This window comes from Novosphingobium sp. 18050, from assembly GCF_902706195.1.
GTDB lineage: Bacteria > Pseudomonadota > Alphaproteobacteria > Sphingomonadales > Sphingomonadaceae > Novosphingobium.
Genome location: NZ_CACSJO010000003.1, coordinates 246,792 through 261,941, shown reverse-complemented (window position 1 = coordinate 261,941; position 15,150 = coordinate 246,792). Strand labels below are relative to the sequence as shown.

Sequence of the window (15,150 nt, the reverse complement as noted above, 5' to 3'; positions counted from 1 at the left end):
GATCCTTGGCTAGAGAGAGGCGGCGATGCGGGCGGCGATGGCCACGGGAGTGTCAGTCCGCTGCCCGTCGACGGTGATGGTCGCGGCGCCGGGCCGTGAGCCGGGGGCGAGGCTGACGCGGGTAACGCGCAGGCGATCTTCCCAGCGCGAGAGCGCTAGGGCGGAGGCGGCGTAGATGCGCAGCACGTTGGCGGCGGTGAAAGGCTGGTCGATCAGGCGCGGAACCTGTGAGCCGTAAGTGCGGCGACCGGCGCGCGTGCCGATGGGCGTTCCGAGGATATCGCGCACGGATTGCGAGAGGTGATCGCCGCCATCGAGCGCGGTGCCTGCGGTGCGTGACATGCCTGTCATCAGACCGGCCCGCCGCTCTGCGCAGTGCCGGCAGCAACAGCGCTGTGCTTGTGGCCTTTCAGACTGATGCCGCCGCCGACCACGTCCTCTGACGCTTCAGCCTTTCCGGCGATCGTGACGTTGCCATTGATGGTGACATCGCCATTGATGGTCGCGCCGCCGGGTGCGTCGAGCGTAACGGTGCCGCCGCTAGGGAGCGTAACCGTCAGCGCATGGCTGGCGTGGTTGTAGGCGATGAACGCGCCGTCCGGCATCTGGATATGCACGACGTTCGGATCGTTCGATGGCGGCGCAAAGGCATCCGAATAGATGCCCGGCAGAAACAGGCCGTTGTCGAGATCTCCCTCGGGGCACAGCACGGCCCCCTGCTCGCCCGGCGTAGGCGCTGCCCAGATACGGACACCGCCAGCAGACCAGGCGAACCACGGCAGTTCGCCGGTAACGAGATCGCCAATCGTGACAGTGCACGTGGCTGCGCCGTAGTCGACGGCGGCCACGGTACCCAGCTGGATCACTTCGCCGGTAAGCTGTTCAGGGTCTGCAGTTCGCGCCATGGTGATACCTTGGCGCGGCGCGCAGAGACTTTCGCGCCCCTGCATTTCGCTGAACGGTTAGCGAAATGCAGGGGCTATGCGATCAGTTGTCGTTGGCGGGGAGCGCGTAGTTGCTGATCAGCACTTCGCGGGCCGGCCGCGACTTCGCGCCGACAGTGTAGGTCGTGTCGATCGCGGCGATGGTGAAGCGGCCGAACGTCTCGCGCACACCTTCGTTGTCGTTCAGCGAGATCAGAAACTTGCCCTTGATGCTGGCCAGCTGATCGGCAAGCGCAGCGAAGTCCTTCCGGCTGAAGACGTCGCAGCCATAGTCCGTCTCGCAGGCCCAATAGGGCGGATCGAGGTAGAACAGCGCGCCGTCACGGTCATACCGGCGGATGAAGTCCGCGTAAGGCAGGCGCTCGATGACGACAGACTGCAGGCGGTCATGGAGATCAGCGAGCATCGGCTCCAGCTTGCCGACATCGAAGCGCGCCGGCGAGGACGCATCCACGCCGAAGGTTCGGCCAGAAACTTTGCCGCCAAATGCCAGGCGCTGGACGTAGAGGAACCGCACGGCGCGCTGAAGATCCGTGAGACGGTCGGGGTCCTGCCCAAGCAGCCGCTGGAACTCGGCTCGGCTTGTGACGCGAAAGCGCAGCATGTCGATGAGGTAGGGGTAGTGCTCAGCAAGGCAGCGGAACAGCCCGACCACGTCGCCCGAGATATCGTTGATTGCCTCGGCGCGCGGACGGGTCTTACGGCGCAGGAAAATCCCGCCCATGCCCACGAAAGGCTCCGCATAACTGGTGTGGGGCGTGCGCTCGATGATGGCGCAGACGCGCTTGGAAAGGTTGCGTTTTCCGCCGATGTAACCGGCGACGGGAGAGGTTGGGGAAACGAGAACAAAAGGGGTAGACATGTTGGATTTCCTGCACGATGCCCCTTCCGCGCCTGAGACGCGGAAGGGTACTTGATGGGGCAGGCGCGCTGCCCATGAAGTGCGAGTGCAGGCTCGCTGGTTTTGGGATGTGGGGACATCCGAACCCCCTTCCGTAAAGGGGCATTGCGGCGCTGTGAAGGCGCCGATGTACACTAGAGGCCGGGTTTCACGCGGTGAGGCCCAGCTGACGATCAATGAGCGGGACGATCCAGCCATCGACCAGCGCATCGTAACCGGCGCCGATCGCGTGAACGCGGTCGGTTGCGTAGGCGGGGTTGGTTTCCTGCTGGCCGTTCGCTGCCGTGGAGCCGTAGAGCCCGGCCGCGAGGTCAACGGCCAGCACCCCGCCCATCGTCATGATCGCCGCGCAGTCAGCCTGACGAACTGCGTCGGTCGCGCCGTAGTTGAAGGTGCCCGCCGAATACGGTCCCCACGTCGCAAAGATCGGCGTCATCTGGCGTTCGCGCATCATCTGCCCCGCACGGATACGGCGCTGGCGCATGGGCGCGACGATTGCAGGCGTGAGCGCGATCGGATTGGCGCTGGCCGCGACCCCGTGATCATTGGCCGATCCACCAAGATACAGGACGAGCGATGCCGGCAAGCCGGTAGCGAAGAATGCTTGCCAGCGATCGAAGGTGCGCGCCGTGGTGGAGCCGGTCCACGCGATGTTGGAGGCTTCCCAGGCGATCGCGTCCGGATTGTTGTAGTGGCGGGCCGTGCGCACGGCATAGGCATCCGAACGCACGGTGTCAGCGTAGCCTTCCACGGTGCTGTCGCCCACCGTCAGGAAGTTGCAGACCTTGCCCCGCGCCGCGTAACTGACGCCGGCAAAGACCGTCGAGCGGTTGTGCGCCGCAGCCCCGAAACCGCCGGTGACCGAGACCGCATCACCGGTCGCGCGGCGGAACGAGTAGGCATAGCCGGTGGTACGCACCGCAGCTGCGGCAACGTCTTCAAAATCGGGGACCAGCAGGCTGACGGGGTTCGACACGTAAGCACGGGCGACGACAATGCCGCCCCGGCGGCCATCGGTGCGATCGGCCGAACTGATCATGATCCAGTCGGAGACGAGATAGGTGTTGCGCTGGTCGCCGACGACGACAGGCGCGGTGCCGGATGCGTTTCCTCCGAAGGTCACGGCCACCCAGGAGGCGGCGTTGTTGTTGTCGAAGCCGGTATCCATGTCCCCGCGCGTGGAGACCTTGCATCCCGCGACGACCACCGGCTGCGACGTGCTGGAATTGGAGAACACCAGGCGGATTGCGTCGAAGCCCTGCGCGGTCTCTATCACAGCGTGGAAAGTCTGGGGCGTACTGTTGTCGTTCGCCCCCGCCGCCACGCCGATCAGGCGCAGCCCTTCCATGCCGATCGAGGGGCACAGCGCCTGCAGCGCTTTGGCAGGGTTACCCGCCCCGCTCTGTGCAAGGGAAAGCGCGCGCTTGGCGATGCTGGCCAGCGTGGTCTTGAACTTCACGAACGACTGGAAGAAATTCGGCGCGGCCGAGGCCTGCACAGCCGAGCTGAACCACCACCCACGCTGATACTGCGCGGCAAAGCTGGCATCCTGCCCGGCGCCCCATCCGATCTGCACGGGTGCGCCATTCGCGTCGAGCATGACCATCTCGACAGCGAAGCCGTAGCCCTCCTCGATCGGAAGCGCGTTCACCAGCGGCACAAAGCCATCGGTGCGCGTGCCGACCTGCAGGTTGAGGTCCGTCACCTTGGCGGTGCCGCTACCTACCAGCGAATCATCAGCGGCAAGACCCGGATAGAGGTTGAGCCCGGCCGAATTCAGCGGACGGCGCCAGACCCGTACCCTGACCGTGACCGCATTGGCGGTGGCCACCATGCGCCCACCGATCTGGGATAGCGCCTGGCCGACCGGCAGGTTCGCCCCCGGCATCAGGAAGAAGGCAACGGCCCGGCAGGTGACATCGGTAAATGCGAAGGTGCCCACAGCCGGCTGCTGGTAGGCAGTCTCGGTGCGATCCGCCGCCGCCAGCGCGCCGACGGTATCGCGCACGGCTGAAACCTGGGGCGCCTGCGCGTTCACGGTGGTTGCAAGACCGGCCACGGCAGCGGCGCTGGTTGCCGTAGCATCGCGGGCGGCCACCGCGATTGAAGTGACCGTGGCGGTATGGCGCACGTACCACTGGATGAGGGACGGGGAGACAACGTTCTGCGGGTCGGTAGTCCTGAACCAACCGCGTCGGCGCTGGTCCATGGCGGCTGCGTTCTGGACTGCCTGCCACCCGATCTGCACCGCCGCTCCCAGCGCATTGAGCATCAGGTGCTCAACGACGTAGATGAACCCGGCGCGGGCCACGATCGGGCCTGAAAGCGGCATGAACGCCAGTGTGCGCGTGCCAACGGTCAGCGCCAGTGCAGCGACCGTGGCAGAGACCTCGTCTATCAGCACATCGCCGGCAGCGCCGGGAGCGGCGTTGATCTGGGCCGAAGTCATGGCCCGGCGATAGACGCGCATCAGCGACACAGCGGCATCCGGGGAGGCGATCATGTAGCCGCCCAGCGCGCGCATTTCGCGCCCGACCGGAACGTCAACGCCCGGTTCGATCGAATAGGCGATGGAGCGAACGGGCGCGTTGTAGAATGCCGAGGTGCCCACGGCCGGCACGAAGGTATCGGTAGGCGCCTGATCGGCCGCCGGCAGGTTTGCCAGCCCGTCCGTGTTCCACAGCATCCACGTCCCGGCATCCGCCGCGTTGGCGTTGTCCTTTGACAGCACCCACGTCAGGGCGCTGTCGGCGGTGCGGACAAGCATGCCGTTTCTGCGGCGCGCAGCCGGCAGGGCATTGCGCGCGGCAATGCCGGCAGCGGTCTGGTAGCCGCCCGCCAGCATGTCGGAGACTTTGCGGGTGCCGTCGTAGTCGAGCAGGGCAGCGACCCCCGCGATGGTGCTGAGCTTGGCCATGTCAGCACCCCACCGAAATGTAGCTACAATCTACCGGATCGTCTGAAGCCGCCTGGACCGAGAAGCCGTTCCGCGTGATGGTGGAGGTGTCGATGCTGGGCCAGTTGTCCTTCGCGTCCAGGCCTTCGCTGCTGCCCCCGCCGGTGACCGCAAAACATGCATTAGGAAACGCCTGCGCGAAGGCGACAGGCGTCGACGCGTTGCCCTGCGCGGTGAAACGCCCCCACGCCATCTGGAAGCCGAAAAACCGGATGAAGCCGTTCTGCTCCAGCAGCATGGTGATGGGGCCGAGCCGGCGCGGCGTGATCACCTTACTGCCAGAAGTGCCAGAGGTGATATCTGCGGGGTCTGCCTCGGAGACGGTCAGCGTGCGATCGGCGTAAAGGTCGCCGCCGCCGACAATGAGGCCAGCGCCTACGATGCGACGCTGGCGCAGCGTTTCCAAGCCATTGTCGAGTGCCGTACTGAGCGCGTTCAAGCTGGCGTTCACGGTCGAGAGAACCGCACTCAGGCGTGCCCGCAGGGTCTTGGGCGTGACGATGGTATCTGCGTCGTCCTCTCCATCGAGAGCGGCATCGACGCGCGCCTGCCGTGCGAGGCGCGCCACGCCGCGCATGGTCTCGCTCGCTGGCGGGTAGGCGAAGACGGCGTTGCCGTATTCGATATTGGCCGCGAGGTCGGAATCGAAGGCGATATCAAAAGCCATGAGGCCGAAGGCAAGCTCGGCCTTGGTCATGAAGATGTCAGGGCTGGTGTAGACCGCGAACAGCACGCCGTCGTCCATGAAGAGCCCGAAGCCGGTGATCGACCAGTTGTCGGCGGAAGTGTCGTAGGCGGTCAGGTGGGTCACGTTCGGGGATGCAGCCACGCCCGAGGCCACCTCGATCCGCTTGAACTCACCGGGAAGCGCGGTGAGCGTGGGCGCATAGTCGAACGGCGTGACGGTGAGGCCAAGGTGCGAGAGCAGCACCGGGTCTGCTCCCGATGCGCCCTGCACGGCCGCCAGCCCTGCATCCGTCAGCTTGAGGGCAAGCGCGGCCATTATTCGTCCTCCAGAAAATTACCGTTTTCGTCGCGGAGCGGTTCACCGTCGTCGCTTTGCAGCAGTTTCGACCAGTCGCGGCTCGTGTCATGCTCGGCCGTGAAGTCGTCGCGGAACATCGACCCGGTCATGCCGCCTGCGGCCATGAACAGGGTCGCCTGCGATTCCAGCACCTGCACGAAATCGAAGTGCGCCCGCGCTGGCTTGGCCACCGCGACGTCGGCGATGATGGCGTCGGTCATTGCAGCGCTCAGGAAGCTGGCCGGGATTTCCAGCGCCGGGGCGCGGACTTCGAAAGTGTGCGGCTCCCGGCGCGGGCTGGCTTCGTGCCATTCGACGATCGACAGCGAGGGGTGGTAGCGTTCGAGAACTTCCTGCACCGCGCGGCGGGTGCCCTTGCGGCGGTGGAAGGGGATCGCGTCCGCTACCGCCGCGCGCTTGTATTCAAGCGTCCAGCTGGTCTTCCAGTGGCTGATCGCGAGGCCCCATGCGAGCCAGGGCAGATGCCCGGCCGGGCAGTTGGCCGGGGACCACACGTCGCGGATGGGCGCGTCGAAATCGAGCAGGGCCGCGCCCGCCTGTTCGAGCGCTCTTTCCAGCTTCGTCGATGCCGGGGGAAGGATCGATGGATAGATCACTCGTTGGTGCCTGCAAGGCGGCCGGTGACGCCGGTGCAGAACGGTGCCTGCAGGCGGGTGATCGGGATATCGGAGAGAGGCGCGTTGAACCGGACGTTCTGGGCGCCTTCGACGTGCGCGGCGCGGAACAGCGCGGACATAGTGACATCGCGGCCCACGCGGTGCGATTCCTCGACATAGGTCTGTACGCTGGCAAGCGACGCGGTCAGTACCAGGGCGCCATCGGGGCCATTGTACGTCGTCAGATCATAATCCACGGCGAACGGCACGATTTGGGCCGACTGGACGGTGACGAAGTCGGTCAGCGGGCGGCGGGTGTCTGCCGAAACGTAGGCCTGGACGGTGTCGATCAGCGCTTGCGACGCAGAACCGTCACCGACGCGGGACAGGATCGAGACAATGACCATGCCCGGCGACGGGCTGGTGGCGGTGGCGTCGAGGACCTTGGCATCGGCGGACAGGGCGTGGAAGAGGTATGCGCCCTCGGGCCCGGCGACAGAGTATCCTTCCGGGGCCAGCACCATGCGGCGGCGGAACTCGGTGTCGCTTTCCATCACGGCGGCGGTGCCCTGCGCATCGTCGGCAGGCGCGATGACCTTGCGCACGATGCCGAACGTGGCGGCGATGTTATCGAGGTCGGCATCGACCGCGAAGGCTGGCATCACTGCGCGCGCCGCATCGTTGACGCGCTGGCGCAGCAGCTGGGCGAGGTAGGAGAAGGTCTGAAGCAGCTTGATCGCCGGATCGCTGTCGCGCGTTTCGATGGTGACGCCCAGCGCGGCCATCTCGGCCTTGAAGCGCGCCACCGCGCTTGCAAGCAGCGTCTCGAAATCGAGCGTCTCGATGACGTCCGGCGCGGGCAGGCGCGATAGATCGACAGCGGTGAAGGTAGGATCGGCCATGCCGGCCATGTCGGGCGCAGTCGTATGCCCGCGCTATCCCCCCGCATTTCGCTCGACGCTCAGCAAAATGCGAAGTCTCACATAGATGCCTTTGGCGGCAATCGAGGGCGATGAACTTTAATTTCAGGGTGGGAGAGTTTTGCCGATGAGCGTTAGGGCTATCGGTGCACTTTGCAGACTCGCTCGATACCCAAGTGCTGCATATCAACGTCGAAGTCCGCCGACATTCCGTGTGTGACATAGTGGAAAAACTGATGCGTCGAAATGACGGATGGCGACTTTTTCTTCAACAGATGGCGAAATTGCCCTAGGTGAAATTGCTTGCTACAGCGCGCTTGGCAACAAGCGGGGCGGCGCAATGGAACTGGTTAACACTCCGAAGAGATTTGGAAATCACGACAATGCATTTGGTTTTCTGCGACTTCTCTTTGCATCGCTGGTCATATTTTCACACACTGCAGAGATAATTGACGGTAACCGATCGCGGGATGGTTTGACATTTATTTATGGCACACTTTCCTTCGGGGACTTTGCTGTAAATTGTTTTTTTATTGTCAGCGGCTATTTGATTAGCGCAAGTTACCTAAATAGTTCGTCGATATCATCGTACATGAAGCGCCGTGTTGCACGTATATACCCTGGTTTCATTGTCGTTTTCGTCTTATGTGCGTTCGTGGTGGCACCGATTGGCGGTGCAGATATTCCTTCGAACTTGAGTGTGTTGGGAAGATTACTGCACGATTGTTTGTTTTTGCAAAAGCCGACGGTTTCCGGGGCATTTGATGGCCAGCCCTACCCGTCGTTGAACGGATCGCTGTGGACAATCGCGTACGAATTTCGATGCTATCTTCTAGTTGTCGTCTTGGGAATTACAGGAATTCTTAAGCGTTCGTCTTGTCTTCTGACAGTGACGCTGCTTTGCCTTGCCGCATCATTGGCTTTCCCGATTCCAACTCATGAAGCTTGGCAGGCGACTGATCCCGTTCCGCCAGCGACGATGGCAGGCTATTCCTTGCAGGATTTTCGGAACGCGTTGATCGGCAACCTTCGCCAAGACTTCAGACTTGCAGCGGTATTTCTCGCAGGGGCATGTTTTTATGCCTACCGGCACGCCATAGTTTTTTCGGCAAAGCGAATTTTGGTCGCGGCTATTGGGCTCATTCTGAGCCTCTGCTTCAACGTTTCAGCCGTAGCTGGCATGATGCTTTTCGGAAGCTACTTGATTCTTGCATTTGCTCAGTTGGGCGCGGGAGGTTTCTTGGCGAGGATCAATAATAAGAACGATATATCGTATGGTGTTTATCTGTATGCGTGGCCCATAACGAAGGTGCTCAACTGGTGGTTCCCTGGTACTTCCCTGGTCATTATGATTGCTGCAACTTGGGTCATTTCATGCGTATGCGGATGGTTGAGTTGGATGCTGATCGAAAAGCCGGTGATGCAATTGATCAGAACGAAACGCTCCGAGACACAGACCGCCCCGAACGCAGTTAGCTCACCAAATTAGTCAATGTGGGGCCGCTATAAGGCCCATTTGTGGGTCAGATCGCAACTAGGGCCTCATACATCACGTCCAGCAGCTTATTACGATCAGCGGCCGTAGCTCCCAAAAGTTCGCGCTTCGGGTAAGAGACGGACTTCGCCCGCAGTGAAGGCTTATCGCGCAATCCGCCTTGGTGCACGCTCGCGATCTGGGAGATCTTGCCGGAAAACCCGACCCAAAAGCCTTGATCGTCGGTCCCGGTCTTGAGGAATTTCGAACTGGCCAACTTGCGGAACATTGCGCGTCGGCGCAGGCCGCCACGGCGGCGCAGGCGCCCGCCGCTCGCGTTGCGGTATTCATCCGGTACGGGCAACCATTTGACGATCTTGTCGAATTCGAATGAGCGGATCGCGCGCGCTTCGATATCGAAGCCGGTCATCATGCGGCCAGTCGCCCAGGTGAAGCTTTTCATGATGACCCGGCGCGGTTCGCCGCTGCCACCCGAGGGGTACATGAAACAAGCGGTGCCACGGCCGGAAATCGGCTGCGATTTGGGCTTGCGCGCCGCGAACGGGGTGCCGTCAGGCTGGCGCTGGGCGGTAATGCGCTGGCGCTGGCTGATGGCCAGTTCGCGGGCCATACGGCGCATGACATTGCGGCGCTGGCCGGAGGAAAGGCTCCGCAGCAGAGCGCCCGCGATACGTTCGACCTCGGCCAGATCGTCGGTCATACGCCGGGATCGGGCACAAGCGTTTCGTGACCGGCGAAGATGCCGGAAAAGCTGGCATTCACCCCTTCGAAGGCGTCGACAAAGCTGGGTTCTTCGGGCCGCTCGATGTCGTAGCCGCTGCCGTTTGGCCGGGCGGTGACCACGCGGTTTTCAGTGAGGTCGATCGAGATCTCGATGTCCGAGGTTTCGCTGTCCAGCAATTCGGCTTCGAATGTGAAGGGCGCGCTGTCCTGCCGGCGCAGCAGCTGCGGCTGTTCCTTCGCGATCCATGCCAGCACAGGGACCATGAGCGTATCGGTATCGCCCGCGAAATCGCAGATCAGCACCTTGAGCGTGTACTGGTAGACATACGACAACGTGCGCGACTGCCTGGACGCGATCGTGCCGCCCTCCACATAGATTTGCATGCGATCGGGGTGGGTCTTCATGTCGGGGATGTAGGCGGTGAGCCAGCGGCGCAGGCTATCGGCCTTTCGCATCGGTGCCTCCCAGCTGCAGGCTTACTTCGTCCTGAAGTTCGATGAACGCGGCGCGGATATGGCCCGCGATGTCGTAGAGCGCCTGCAGGCTCATCTGGGCGTCAGCGCCGGTCATCTCGCCCGCGCTGGTCCGCTGGACCGGCGGCAGCGCCGGGGGCGGTGCCAGCAGATGCGACGATACCTTCGCCGTTCGCGATGGCGGCGGCGCGGTCGAGCAGGCCGACGCCATCAGCATCAACGCACACGTTGCGATAGACCGGGCGCTCAATGACCTTCTGCGATTCATGGTAGATTTCCCTGACGTTCGTTTGCCGGGCGTATTCGGCGGACTGGTGGCGCAGGGCCGAGGTATCGATTCGGGCCTGGAGTTCATCACGCACCTTGCCGGCCGCCGCATCCGCGCGCGCCTGCGCGCCGCGTTCCTCCGTCGCCCCCACGCCCACACCGTAGGCGAACCCGCCGATGCCAGCGAGGCAGGCGGCGAGCGCCCCGGCCAGAGCGAGGTGGGACGCGCCGATCATTACGCCCAGCGGCCCTTGTCTAGTGCAGCCTGGAAGCGTTCGGCATAGGCGGCGATCAGCTGGGCCTTGTCGGTGCCATTGATGATCCGGCGGGCGTTTTCGAATGCCTCCGGGGTTCCGCGGTTGACGATGTACTGACCAAGCCTGCGGCCCGTGAAAGCGCCGTCTTCCATGCCCTTGATCAAAATGCGGGTGGCGATGGCGGGATCGAGCGCGAGATCGAAGTTTCGCAGCAGGAGGCCATTGAGGCCCAGCACCTTGTCGGCCCACTCGTAGTTGAAGTCCCATGTCAGTTGGACGAGGCCGCGACCGTATTGCGACTGGCCGTATTTTCCCGCCCTGGCGTAGGGTCGCCCCTTGCCGAGGCCCCATTCGGCCTGCGGCAGGAATCGCGCTTCGTGCCAGGCGGTGGCGAGGCCGTAGGCCAGCCAGCCAATCGGCCAGCCCGCGCCGCCGGCTGCGACCAGCAGCAGGTTGAGGATGTTGACCTGGGCCTGCGTCACGCCGCCGGTGACCTGACGCAGGGCCGTGAAAAAGCTGGCGGCATCGCCAAGCGAGCGAGTGCGAGGGGCGGTGGCCATGATCAGCCTTTCTTCGGCAGGAAGCGGTCGGCGATGCGGCCGGGGATCGATGCGAGGGTTTCGATGGTTGCCTTGGCGACGCGGGGCGTGGCGTCGAACGCCAGCAGGGCAATGCCGAAGGCGATCGACTGCGCGACGAAGCCATTCCAGTCAGTAACGGCGATGATCGCAAGCGTGGCATAGTAGCTCACGGTTGAGCCGACGACCCACTGGAGGACGCGCTGACGCCACGGCATGGCGGGTTTCCATGCCTGTGCGATGGCCGAGCCGATCAGCGAGGGCGCGAGTGATCCGAGCAGGTCGATGCCCCATTCGGAAACGGCGTGGAGGAGAGTGCGCAGGTCCATGGGGTCAGCTCCAGAGTTGGATAAGCGGCAGGGTGGCCGGCGCCGGGGTGTCCGCCGTGGCGGGGACGATGACGGCGGTGCCAAGGGGAAGGATGGGTTCGAGAGCGGCGAGGCCGGGGTTCGCGTCGCGCACGCGGCTGAGGTCGCCGGGGCCGAGGCCCGCCTCGCGCGCTAGCAGCTGGTCCAGCGTGTCACCCTGCAAGGCGACAAGGCGCTGCGCCCCGGCCATCAGAGCAGGTCCACGACCGTTCGTCCGCGCCCCACCAAATCGCGGACGGCGTGCTGTGCATCGCGCCGCAGTTCGCCGATCGATGGCGTAAGTTCATCCGCCTGACTGCCGCCGGCCGCCGTCGTGTCGAAGTCGCGGTGGCGCTCGATCAGTTCGGCCTTGGCGTAGAGCGCGACGGCACGCTGGTAACGGATCAGCTGGACACTCTCGCCGTCCAGATGCGGCGCGGGGACAGCGGCAAGCGTTGCATGGCCGGCGGCGATCTGGATGGTGGCGAATTGCTGAACGTCGATCCCGACGGTCATGATAGCGCCAAGGATCGCGGCCCGGAGGCGAGCGGGCGTGATGCTGGTCGGGATCCTCGCTGCTGCGCGCACGGCGGCGGGATCAACATCCGGGAAGAACCCATCGTTGATCACCGGCGTTTCGGGCGCGGCAGGCTGCTCGATCTCGGATGCGGGCGGGGTGGCAACGAAGGTCATGATATCTCCCAGCGGCCCGCCGGCTACAGGGGTGGGGATCGGGTCAGCTGGCGGCCCTACGGCCCGAAAGCCTCCCGCAGCGCGCGATCCGCCCCTGAGCGCCGGGGGGCAGCTTGTCAGGCGGCAGAGGTGCCGCCGGTTTCCGTTACGGGCGTCGCAGCGCTGACAGCGGCCAGCAGCTTGTCCGCGCGCTTGATACGGTCCTTGACGCCTACGCGGTCATGCAGGCGCTGGGCTTCGCGAAGGTTGAAGAGAGCGCTTTCCAGGACGATGCGGCTATTTTCAGCCGGCATGTCTTCGGCCGTGCGCAGTTGTTCGATGCCGATAGCTTTCAGCAGCTTGGCACGCACCTCATCGTGAATGTCGATGCCCGTGGTCAGATTGTCGACGCTATCGAGAACCGCCGGGTCGAAAGGCTGGCCGGCGCTTTGCGCCTTGGCGGCCGCATCCCCCACCAGTTCGACGACGATAGTTGGAACGTCGCGCGCGTAGCGCTTCGGCATTTCCACGCGGTGGCGCAGCAGGAAGGGAAGGAGTTCAATCGCGGTATCGAAGGCGCCGACGTCGAGCAGCCAGACCATGTATGTCGGCACCACATCGGCGGCGATGCCGGTGCCGATGCCCGCATCAGCCTGGACGATGCCTTCTACCCACGATTTGTACTCAGGCAGCATCTCGCGCTTGGCGTCGATCTTCCGGTCGATCGAGCGGATTTCTTTCAGACGGCGCAGATCGTGCGTTAGACGCAGGGCGATCTCGCGCGCAGCGCGGGCGGCGGGCGGAGAGGTATTCGCCCCCGCTGCCGGGGAGAGGACGGCAACGGGGGCGGGGTCCGCCCCACGCACAGGTGCAGCCGCTGCGGTGATGGTCTGGGCAGCGAGGATGCGATTACGCTTACGACGAGCAAGGCTCATGGTGGTGTCCTGTGAGTGGCGCGGATTTCGGGGGCAGACGGCGCGCCGGTCAGGCGGGCTTCTTGCCCATGACGACGTTCTCGACGAAGGCGCAGCGGCCATAGTCCTCGACCACGTAATCCTCGTTGACGGATTCGTAGTTCTCGATCTGGTCGAGCGCAGGCTCGTCCTTGACCTGCCGGCGGCGGGTTTCCTCCTGCCAGTAGACCGACAGGTTATCGAGGCTGGTGACCAGCATCGCGTCTTCGGGGAAGAACGGTACGATTATGGCGCGCTTGCCCGCCAGCTGCATGGGCAGCGTCAGGATGCGGTGCGCGGCCTCGCGCTCGGTCGCAGTATCGCCAGCGGCCTGCAGCAAGGACATGTACTTGTCCTTGACCAGCTTCCATCCGACGATGACGACAAGATCGGTATCGCTGCGGTGCCAGGGATCGAGCAGGTCGAGCATGTCGAAGGCGAGCGCGTCGAGGTTGGCATAGTCGGCTTCGGCGGTGTCGACGTTGGTGACATCGCCGTCGACGACCTCCACGCTGGCCGCGACATAGACGGCCTTGGTCGCACCGGCGGTCAGGTCGCCGTCATCGATGATCCGCTCAGGCGCGTGCAGGCGGATTTTCTGGACCCAGCCCACGTTGACGTCCTGCAGGAGCGGGTTGGCAACGATATCGGTGGTTGCAGCGGCGGAGGTACCGTTGAAGCCGATCATGATGCGATCGCGGCCTTGCTGCTTCAGGATGACATCGCGCAGCAGCGTCTGGAATTCGGGCTTGTGGCGCCAGGCGTCCAGCTTCGAATACTTGATCGCGTGATCGTAGTTGGTCTGTCGGCAGAAATAGCCACCATCGTCCGTGGTGTCGGTCGGATCGCCGGGCGTGCGGCGGTTGCCGGCGCCGGTATTGGTGCGGCTCGCCAGCGGGCGAGTGACAGTGACGCCGACCTTGTCGCCGGACTGAGCGGGCACGCCGACGATGTTGATTTGGCCGAGGAAGTCGCTCGATTCCTGGATCTTCTCTTCCAGCTTCTGTTCGACTGCCGGCGCCACGCTGAATTTCACGGTGGCATCGGCTACGCCGTTCAGCTGGGCGATCTGGCCCAGATACGAAGTGAACAGCAGGCGGGTTTCGTTACGCATGTGCGTGGGCTCCTGAAGGGGCGTAGGGCGTGGGCAGGCGGATCGGGGAACGGCGGCGGCGATCAGCAGTCGGTGACGATGGAGCCGGTGCCGCCGGTGGCCGGGGCGCGCTTGAAGGTCTGCGGCTGCTCCGTGCCCGCCAGCTGTGTTTCCAGCGCGTCGAAACGGGCGCCCAGCGCCGCAACGGCATCATTGGCGGGCTTGGCGGCGGCAGCGATCTCGCGGCCCATGATCGCGGCGAACTGCTCTACATCGAACACGTTGTCGTTGGCCGGGGCCGGCGGGATAACCTGCACGGCGGGCGGCGTGGCCAGCTCTTCCTTCTTTTCCTTACGGAAGAAGTCGAGGAGCGAGCGGCCAATGCCCTGGCCGATGGCGTCACTGTCGAGCGGGGCTGCAGTGAGTTCGATCGAGGTCTCGTAAGCCGAAGAGAATACATTCGGCCTGGACTGAACCGCGAATTTCAACGGCTCGGTTCCCAGCGAGGCGGGAGTGTCCGTGATTGCAAGGCCGACCAGATAGGCCTTGCCCTCACCGGCAAAATTGGGATGGATTTCGCAGCTGGTGAACAGCTTCTGCCCCGCCTTGTTGAGTGCCACTAGCTGATCGTTTGCTTCGATCTCGGCAACCAGGCTGAGCAGGTTCTTGGTCGCGCCGTTGACGACGAGCGCGACTTCCTCGGTCTTGAGTGAAAGCACTGTGCCATAGGCATTGAACGGCTTGTCGGGGCTGTAGCCGGCGATGTGCTCGCAGTTGATGCGTGCGGCGTAGGTCGCGGGCGCGTAGCTTGCGGCGCTCTGGACGAGCATTTCGCGCTCGATGACACGTCCGTCGACGGTTGGGCCTTCGACGGCGACGCGGAAAAATTTGCTCTTGGCCATGATCGGTCCGGTTCCCTTGAGGTTCGG

19 protein-coding genes are annotated in these 15,150 nt (G+C 63.9%); 1 reads left to right on the top strand and 18 read right to left on the bottom strand.

Going from position 1 to position 15,150, the window contains the following annotated elements; genetic code table 11:
- Positions 1–9 precede the first annotated feature (9 nt).
- The 7 genes from GVL61_RS05500 to GVL61_RS05470 form a co-directional block, all read right to left on the bottom strand.
- The gene (locus GVL61_RS05500) at positions 10–351 is read right to left on the bottom strand and encodes a GPW/gp25 family protein (protein WP_159977793.1); all 342 of its coding nucleotides are present in this window, start codon (positions 349–351) and stop codon (positions 10–12) included.
- The gene (locus tag GVL61_RS05495; protein WP_159977791.1) at positions 351–905 is read right to left on the bottom strand and encodes a phage baseplate assembly protein V; all 555 of its coding nucleotides are present in this window, start codon (positions 903–905) and stop codon (positions 351–353) included. Before GVL61_RS05495 ends, GVL61_RS05500 begins: the two co-directional genes overlap by 1 nt.
- An 82-nt stretch (positions 906–987) precedes the next feature.
- Positions 988–1,806 carry a DNA adenine methylase gene (locus GVL61_RS05490; RefSeq protein ID WP_159977789.1) on the bottom strand — a complete coding sequence of 273 codons (819 nt, stop codon included), beginning with the start codon at positions 1,804–1,806 and terminating at the stop codon, positions 988–990.
- A 187-nt stretch (positions 1,807–1,993) separates the two neighbouring features.
- Positions 1,994–4,762 carry a hypothetical protein gene (locus GVL61_RS05485; protein WP_159977787.1) on the bottom strand — a complete coding sequence of 923 codons (2,769 nt, stop codon included), beginning with the start codon at positions 4,760–4,762 and terminating at the stop codon, positions 1,994–1,996.
- Position 4,763: 1 nt separating this feature from the next.
- On the bottom strand, positions 4,764–5,804 hold the full coding sequence (locus GVL61_RS05480; protein WP_159977785.1) for a hypothetical protein: 1,041 nt from the start codon (positions 5,802–5,804) through the stop codon (positions 4,764–4,766).
- Entirely contained in the window at positions 5,804–6,442 is a 639-nt protein-coding gene (locus GVL61_RS05475; protein WP_159977783.1) for a phage tail protein I, read from the bottom strand. The genes GVL61_RS05480 and GVL61_RS05475 overlap by 1 nt, the downstream gene beginning before the upstream one ends.
- Complete coding sequence (locus GVL61_RS05470) at positions 6,439–7,344, bottom strand: baseplate J/gp47 family protein (RefSeq protein ID WP_159977919.1); 906 nt, start codon at positions 7,342–7,344, stop codon at positions 6,439–6,441. Before GVL61_RS05470 ends, GVL61_RS05475 begins: the two co-directional genes overlap by 4 nt.
- Positions 7,345–7,615: 271 nt before the next feature.
- Here GVL61_RS05470 and GVL61_RS05465 point away from each other — a divergent pair, with 271 nt between their 5' ends.
- Entirely contained in the window at positions 7,616–8,851 is a 1,236-nt protein-coding gene (locus tag GVL61_RS05465) for an acyltransferase (RefSeq protein WP_159977781.1), read from the top strand.
- Positions 8,852–8,885: 34 nt separating this feature from the next.
- Here GVL61_RS05465 and GVL61_RS05460 read toward each other — a convergent pair whose 3' ends face one another.
- From GVL61_RS05460 to GVL61_RS05410, 11 genes are all read right to left on the bottom strand, one after another.
- Complete coding sequence (locus tag GVL61_RS05460; RefSeq protein WP_159977779.1) at positions 8,886–9,557, bottom strand: phage virion morphogenesis protein; 672 nt, start codon at positions 9,555–9,557, stop codon at positions 8,886–8,888.
- Complete coding sequence (locus tag GVL61_RS05455; protein ID WP_159977777.1) at positions 9,554–10,036, bottom strand: phage tail protein; 483 nt, start codon at positions 10,034–10,036, stop codon at positions 9,554–9,556. Before GVL61_RS05455 ends, GVL61_RS05460 begins: the two co-directional genes overlap by 4 nt.
- Positions 10,020–10,151 carry a hypothetical protein gene (locus GVL61_RS25245; RefSeq protein WP_255456482.1) on the bottom strand — a complete coding sequence of 44 codons (132 nt, stop codon included), beginning with the start codon at positions 10,149–10,151 and terminating at the stop codon, positions 10,020–10,022. The genes GVL61_RS05455 and GVL61_RS25245 overlap by 17 nt, the downstream gene beginning before the upstream one ends.
- A complete protein-coding gene (locus tag GVL61_RS05445) occupies positions 10,138–10,557 on the bottom strand; it encodes a hypothetical protein (protein ID WP_159977775.1) in 420 nt (139 codons plus the stop codon). Before GVL61_RS05445 ends, GVL61_RS25245 begins: the two co-directional genes overlap by 14 nt.
- Positions 10,557–11,138, bottom strand: a complete 582-nt coding sequence (locus GVL61_RS05440; RefSeq protein ID WP_200844674.1) for a hypothetical protein — start codon at positions 11,136–11,138, stop codon at positions 10,557–10,559. The genes GVL61_RS05445 and GVL61_RS05440 overlap by 1 nt, the downstream gene beginning before the upstream one ends.
- A gap of 2 nt (positions 11,139–11,140) precedes the next feature.
- Positions 11,141–11,485 carry a hypothetical protein gene (locus GVL61_RS05435; RefSeq protein ID WP_159977773.1) on the bottom strand — a complete coding sequence of 115 codons (345 nt, stop codon included), beginning with the start codon at positions 11,483–11,485 and terminating at the stop codon, positions 11,141–11,143.
- 4 nt (positions 11,486–11,489) lie between these two features.
- Entirely contained in the window at positions 11,490–11,714 is a 225-nt protein-coding gene (locus tag GVL61_RS05430) for a tail protein X (RefSeq protein ID WP_159977771.1), read from the bottom strand.
- Positions 11,714–12,196: a head completion/stabilization protein gene (locus GVL61_RS05425; RefSeq protein WP_200844673.1), complete on the bottom strand. Its 483-nt coding sequence runs from the start codon at positions 12,194–12,196 to the stop codon at positions 11,714–11,716. Before GVL61_RS05425 ends, GVL61_RS05430 begins: the two co-directional genes overlap by 1 nt.
- A 116-nt stretch (positions 12,197–12,312) precedes the next feature.
- Positions 12,313–13,110 (bottom strand): phage terminase small subunit, encoded by a 798-nt coding sequence (gene gpM / locus GVL61_RS05420; protein ID WP_159977769.1) that lies wholly within the window; start codon positions 13,108–13,110, stop codon positions 12,313–12,315.
- Positions 13,111–13,159: 49 nt separating this feature from the next.
- A complete protein-coding gene (locus GVL61_RS05415; protein WP_159977767.1) occupies positions 13,160–14,242 on the bottom strand; it encodes a phage major capsid protein, P2 family in 1,083 nt (360 codons plus the stop codon).
- Between the two features lie 62 nt (positions 14,243–14,304).
- Positions 14,305–15,123 carry a GPO family capsid scaffolding protein gene (locus GVL61_RS05410; RefSeq protein WP_159977765.1) on the bottom strand — a complete coding sequence of 273 codons (819 nt, stop codon included), beginning with the start codon at positions 15,121–15,123 and terminating at the stop codon, positions 14,305–14,307.
- Positions 15,124–15,150 lie beyond the last annotated feature (27 nt).

Coding starts and splice junctions, on each gene's coding strand:
- GVL61_RS05440 (WP_200844674.1), bottom strand. CDS start 11,138: ATGGCCACCGCCCCTCGCACTCGCTCGCTTGGCGATGCCGCCAGCTTT.
- GVL61_RS05435 (WP_159977773.1), bottom strand. CDS start 11,485: ATGGACCTGCGCACTCTCCTCCACGCCGTTTCCGAATGGGGCATCGAC.
- GVL61_RS05460 (WP_159977779.1), bottom strand. CDS start 9,557: ATGACCGACGATCTGGCCGAGGTCGAACGTATCGCGGGCGCTCTGCTG.
- GVL61_RS05470 (WP_159977919.1), bottom strand. CDS start 7,344: ATGGCCGATCCTACCTTCACCGCTGTCGATCTATCGCGCCTGCCCGCG.
- GVL61_RS05455 (WP_159977777.1), bottom strand. CDS start 10,036: ATGCGAAAGGCCGATAGCCTGCGCCGCTGGCTCACCGCCTACATCCCC.
- GVL61_RS05495 (WP_159977791.1), bottom strand. CDS start 905: ATGGCGCGAACTGCAGACCCTGAACAGCTTACCGGCGAAGTGATCCAG.
- GVL61_RS05465 (WP_159977781.1), top strand. CDS start 7,616: ATGGCGACTTTTTCTTCAACAGATGGCGAAATTGCCCTAGGTGAAATT.
- gpM (WP_159977769.1), bottom strand. CDS start 13,110: ATGAGCCTTGCTCGTCGTAAGCGTAATCGCATCCTCGCTGCCCAGACC.
- GVL61_RS05490 (WP_159977789.1), bottom strand. CDS start 1,806: ATGTCTACCCCTTTTGTTCTCGTTTCCCCAACCTCTCCCGTCGCCGGT.
- GVL61_RS05485 (WP_159977787.1), bottom strand. CDS start 4,762: ATGGCCAAGCTCAGCACCATCGCGGGGGTCGCTGCCCTGCTCGACTAC.
- GVL61_RS05445 (WP_159977775.1), bottom strand. CDS start 10,557: ATGATCGGCGCGTCCCACCTCGCTCTGGCCGGGGCGCTCGCCGCCTGC.
- GVL61_RS25245 (WP_255456482.1), bottom strand. CDS start 10,151: ATGACCGGCGCTGACGCCCAGATGAGCCTGCAGGCGCTCTACGACATC.
- GVL61_RS05500 (WP_159977793.1), bottom strand. CDS start 351: ATGACAGGCATGTCACGCACCGCAGGCACCGCGCTCGATGGCGGCGAT.
- GVL61_RS05410 (WP_159977765.1), bottom strand. CDS start 15,123: ATGGCCAAGAGCAAATTTTTCCGCGTCGCCGTCGAAGGCCCAACCGTC.
- GVL61_RS05415 (WP_159977767.1), bottom strand. CDS start 14,242: ATGCGTAACGAAACCCGCCTGCTGTTCACTTCGTATCTGGGCCAGATC.
- GVL61_RS05430 (WP_159977771.1), bottom strand. CDS start 11,714: ATGGCCGGGGCGCAGCGCCTTGTCGCCTTGCAGGGTGACACGCTGGAC.
- GVL61_RS05480 (WP_159977785.1), bottom strand. CDS start 5,804: ATGGCCGCGCTTGCCCTCAAGCTGACGGATGCAGGGCTGGCGGCCGTG.
- GVL61_RS05425 (WP_200844673.1), bottom strand. CDS start 12,196: ATGACCTTCGTTGCCACCCCGCCCGCATCCGAGATCGAGCAGCCTGCC.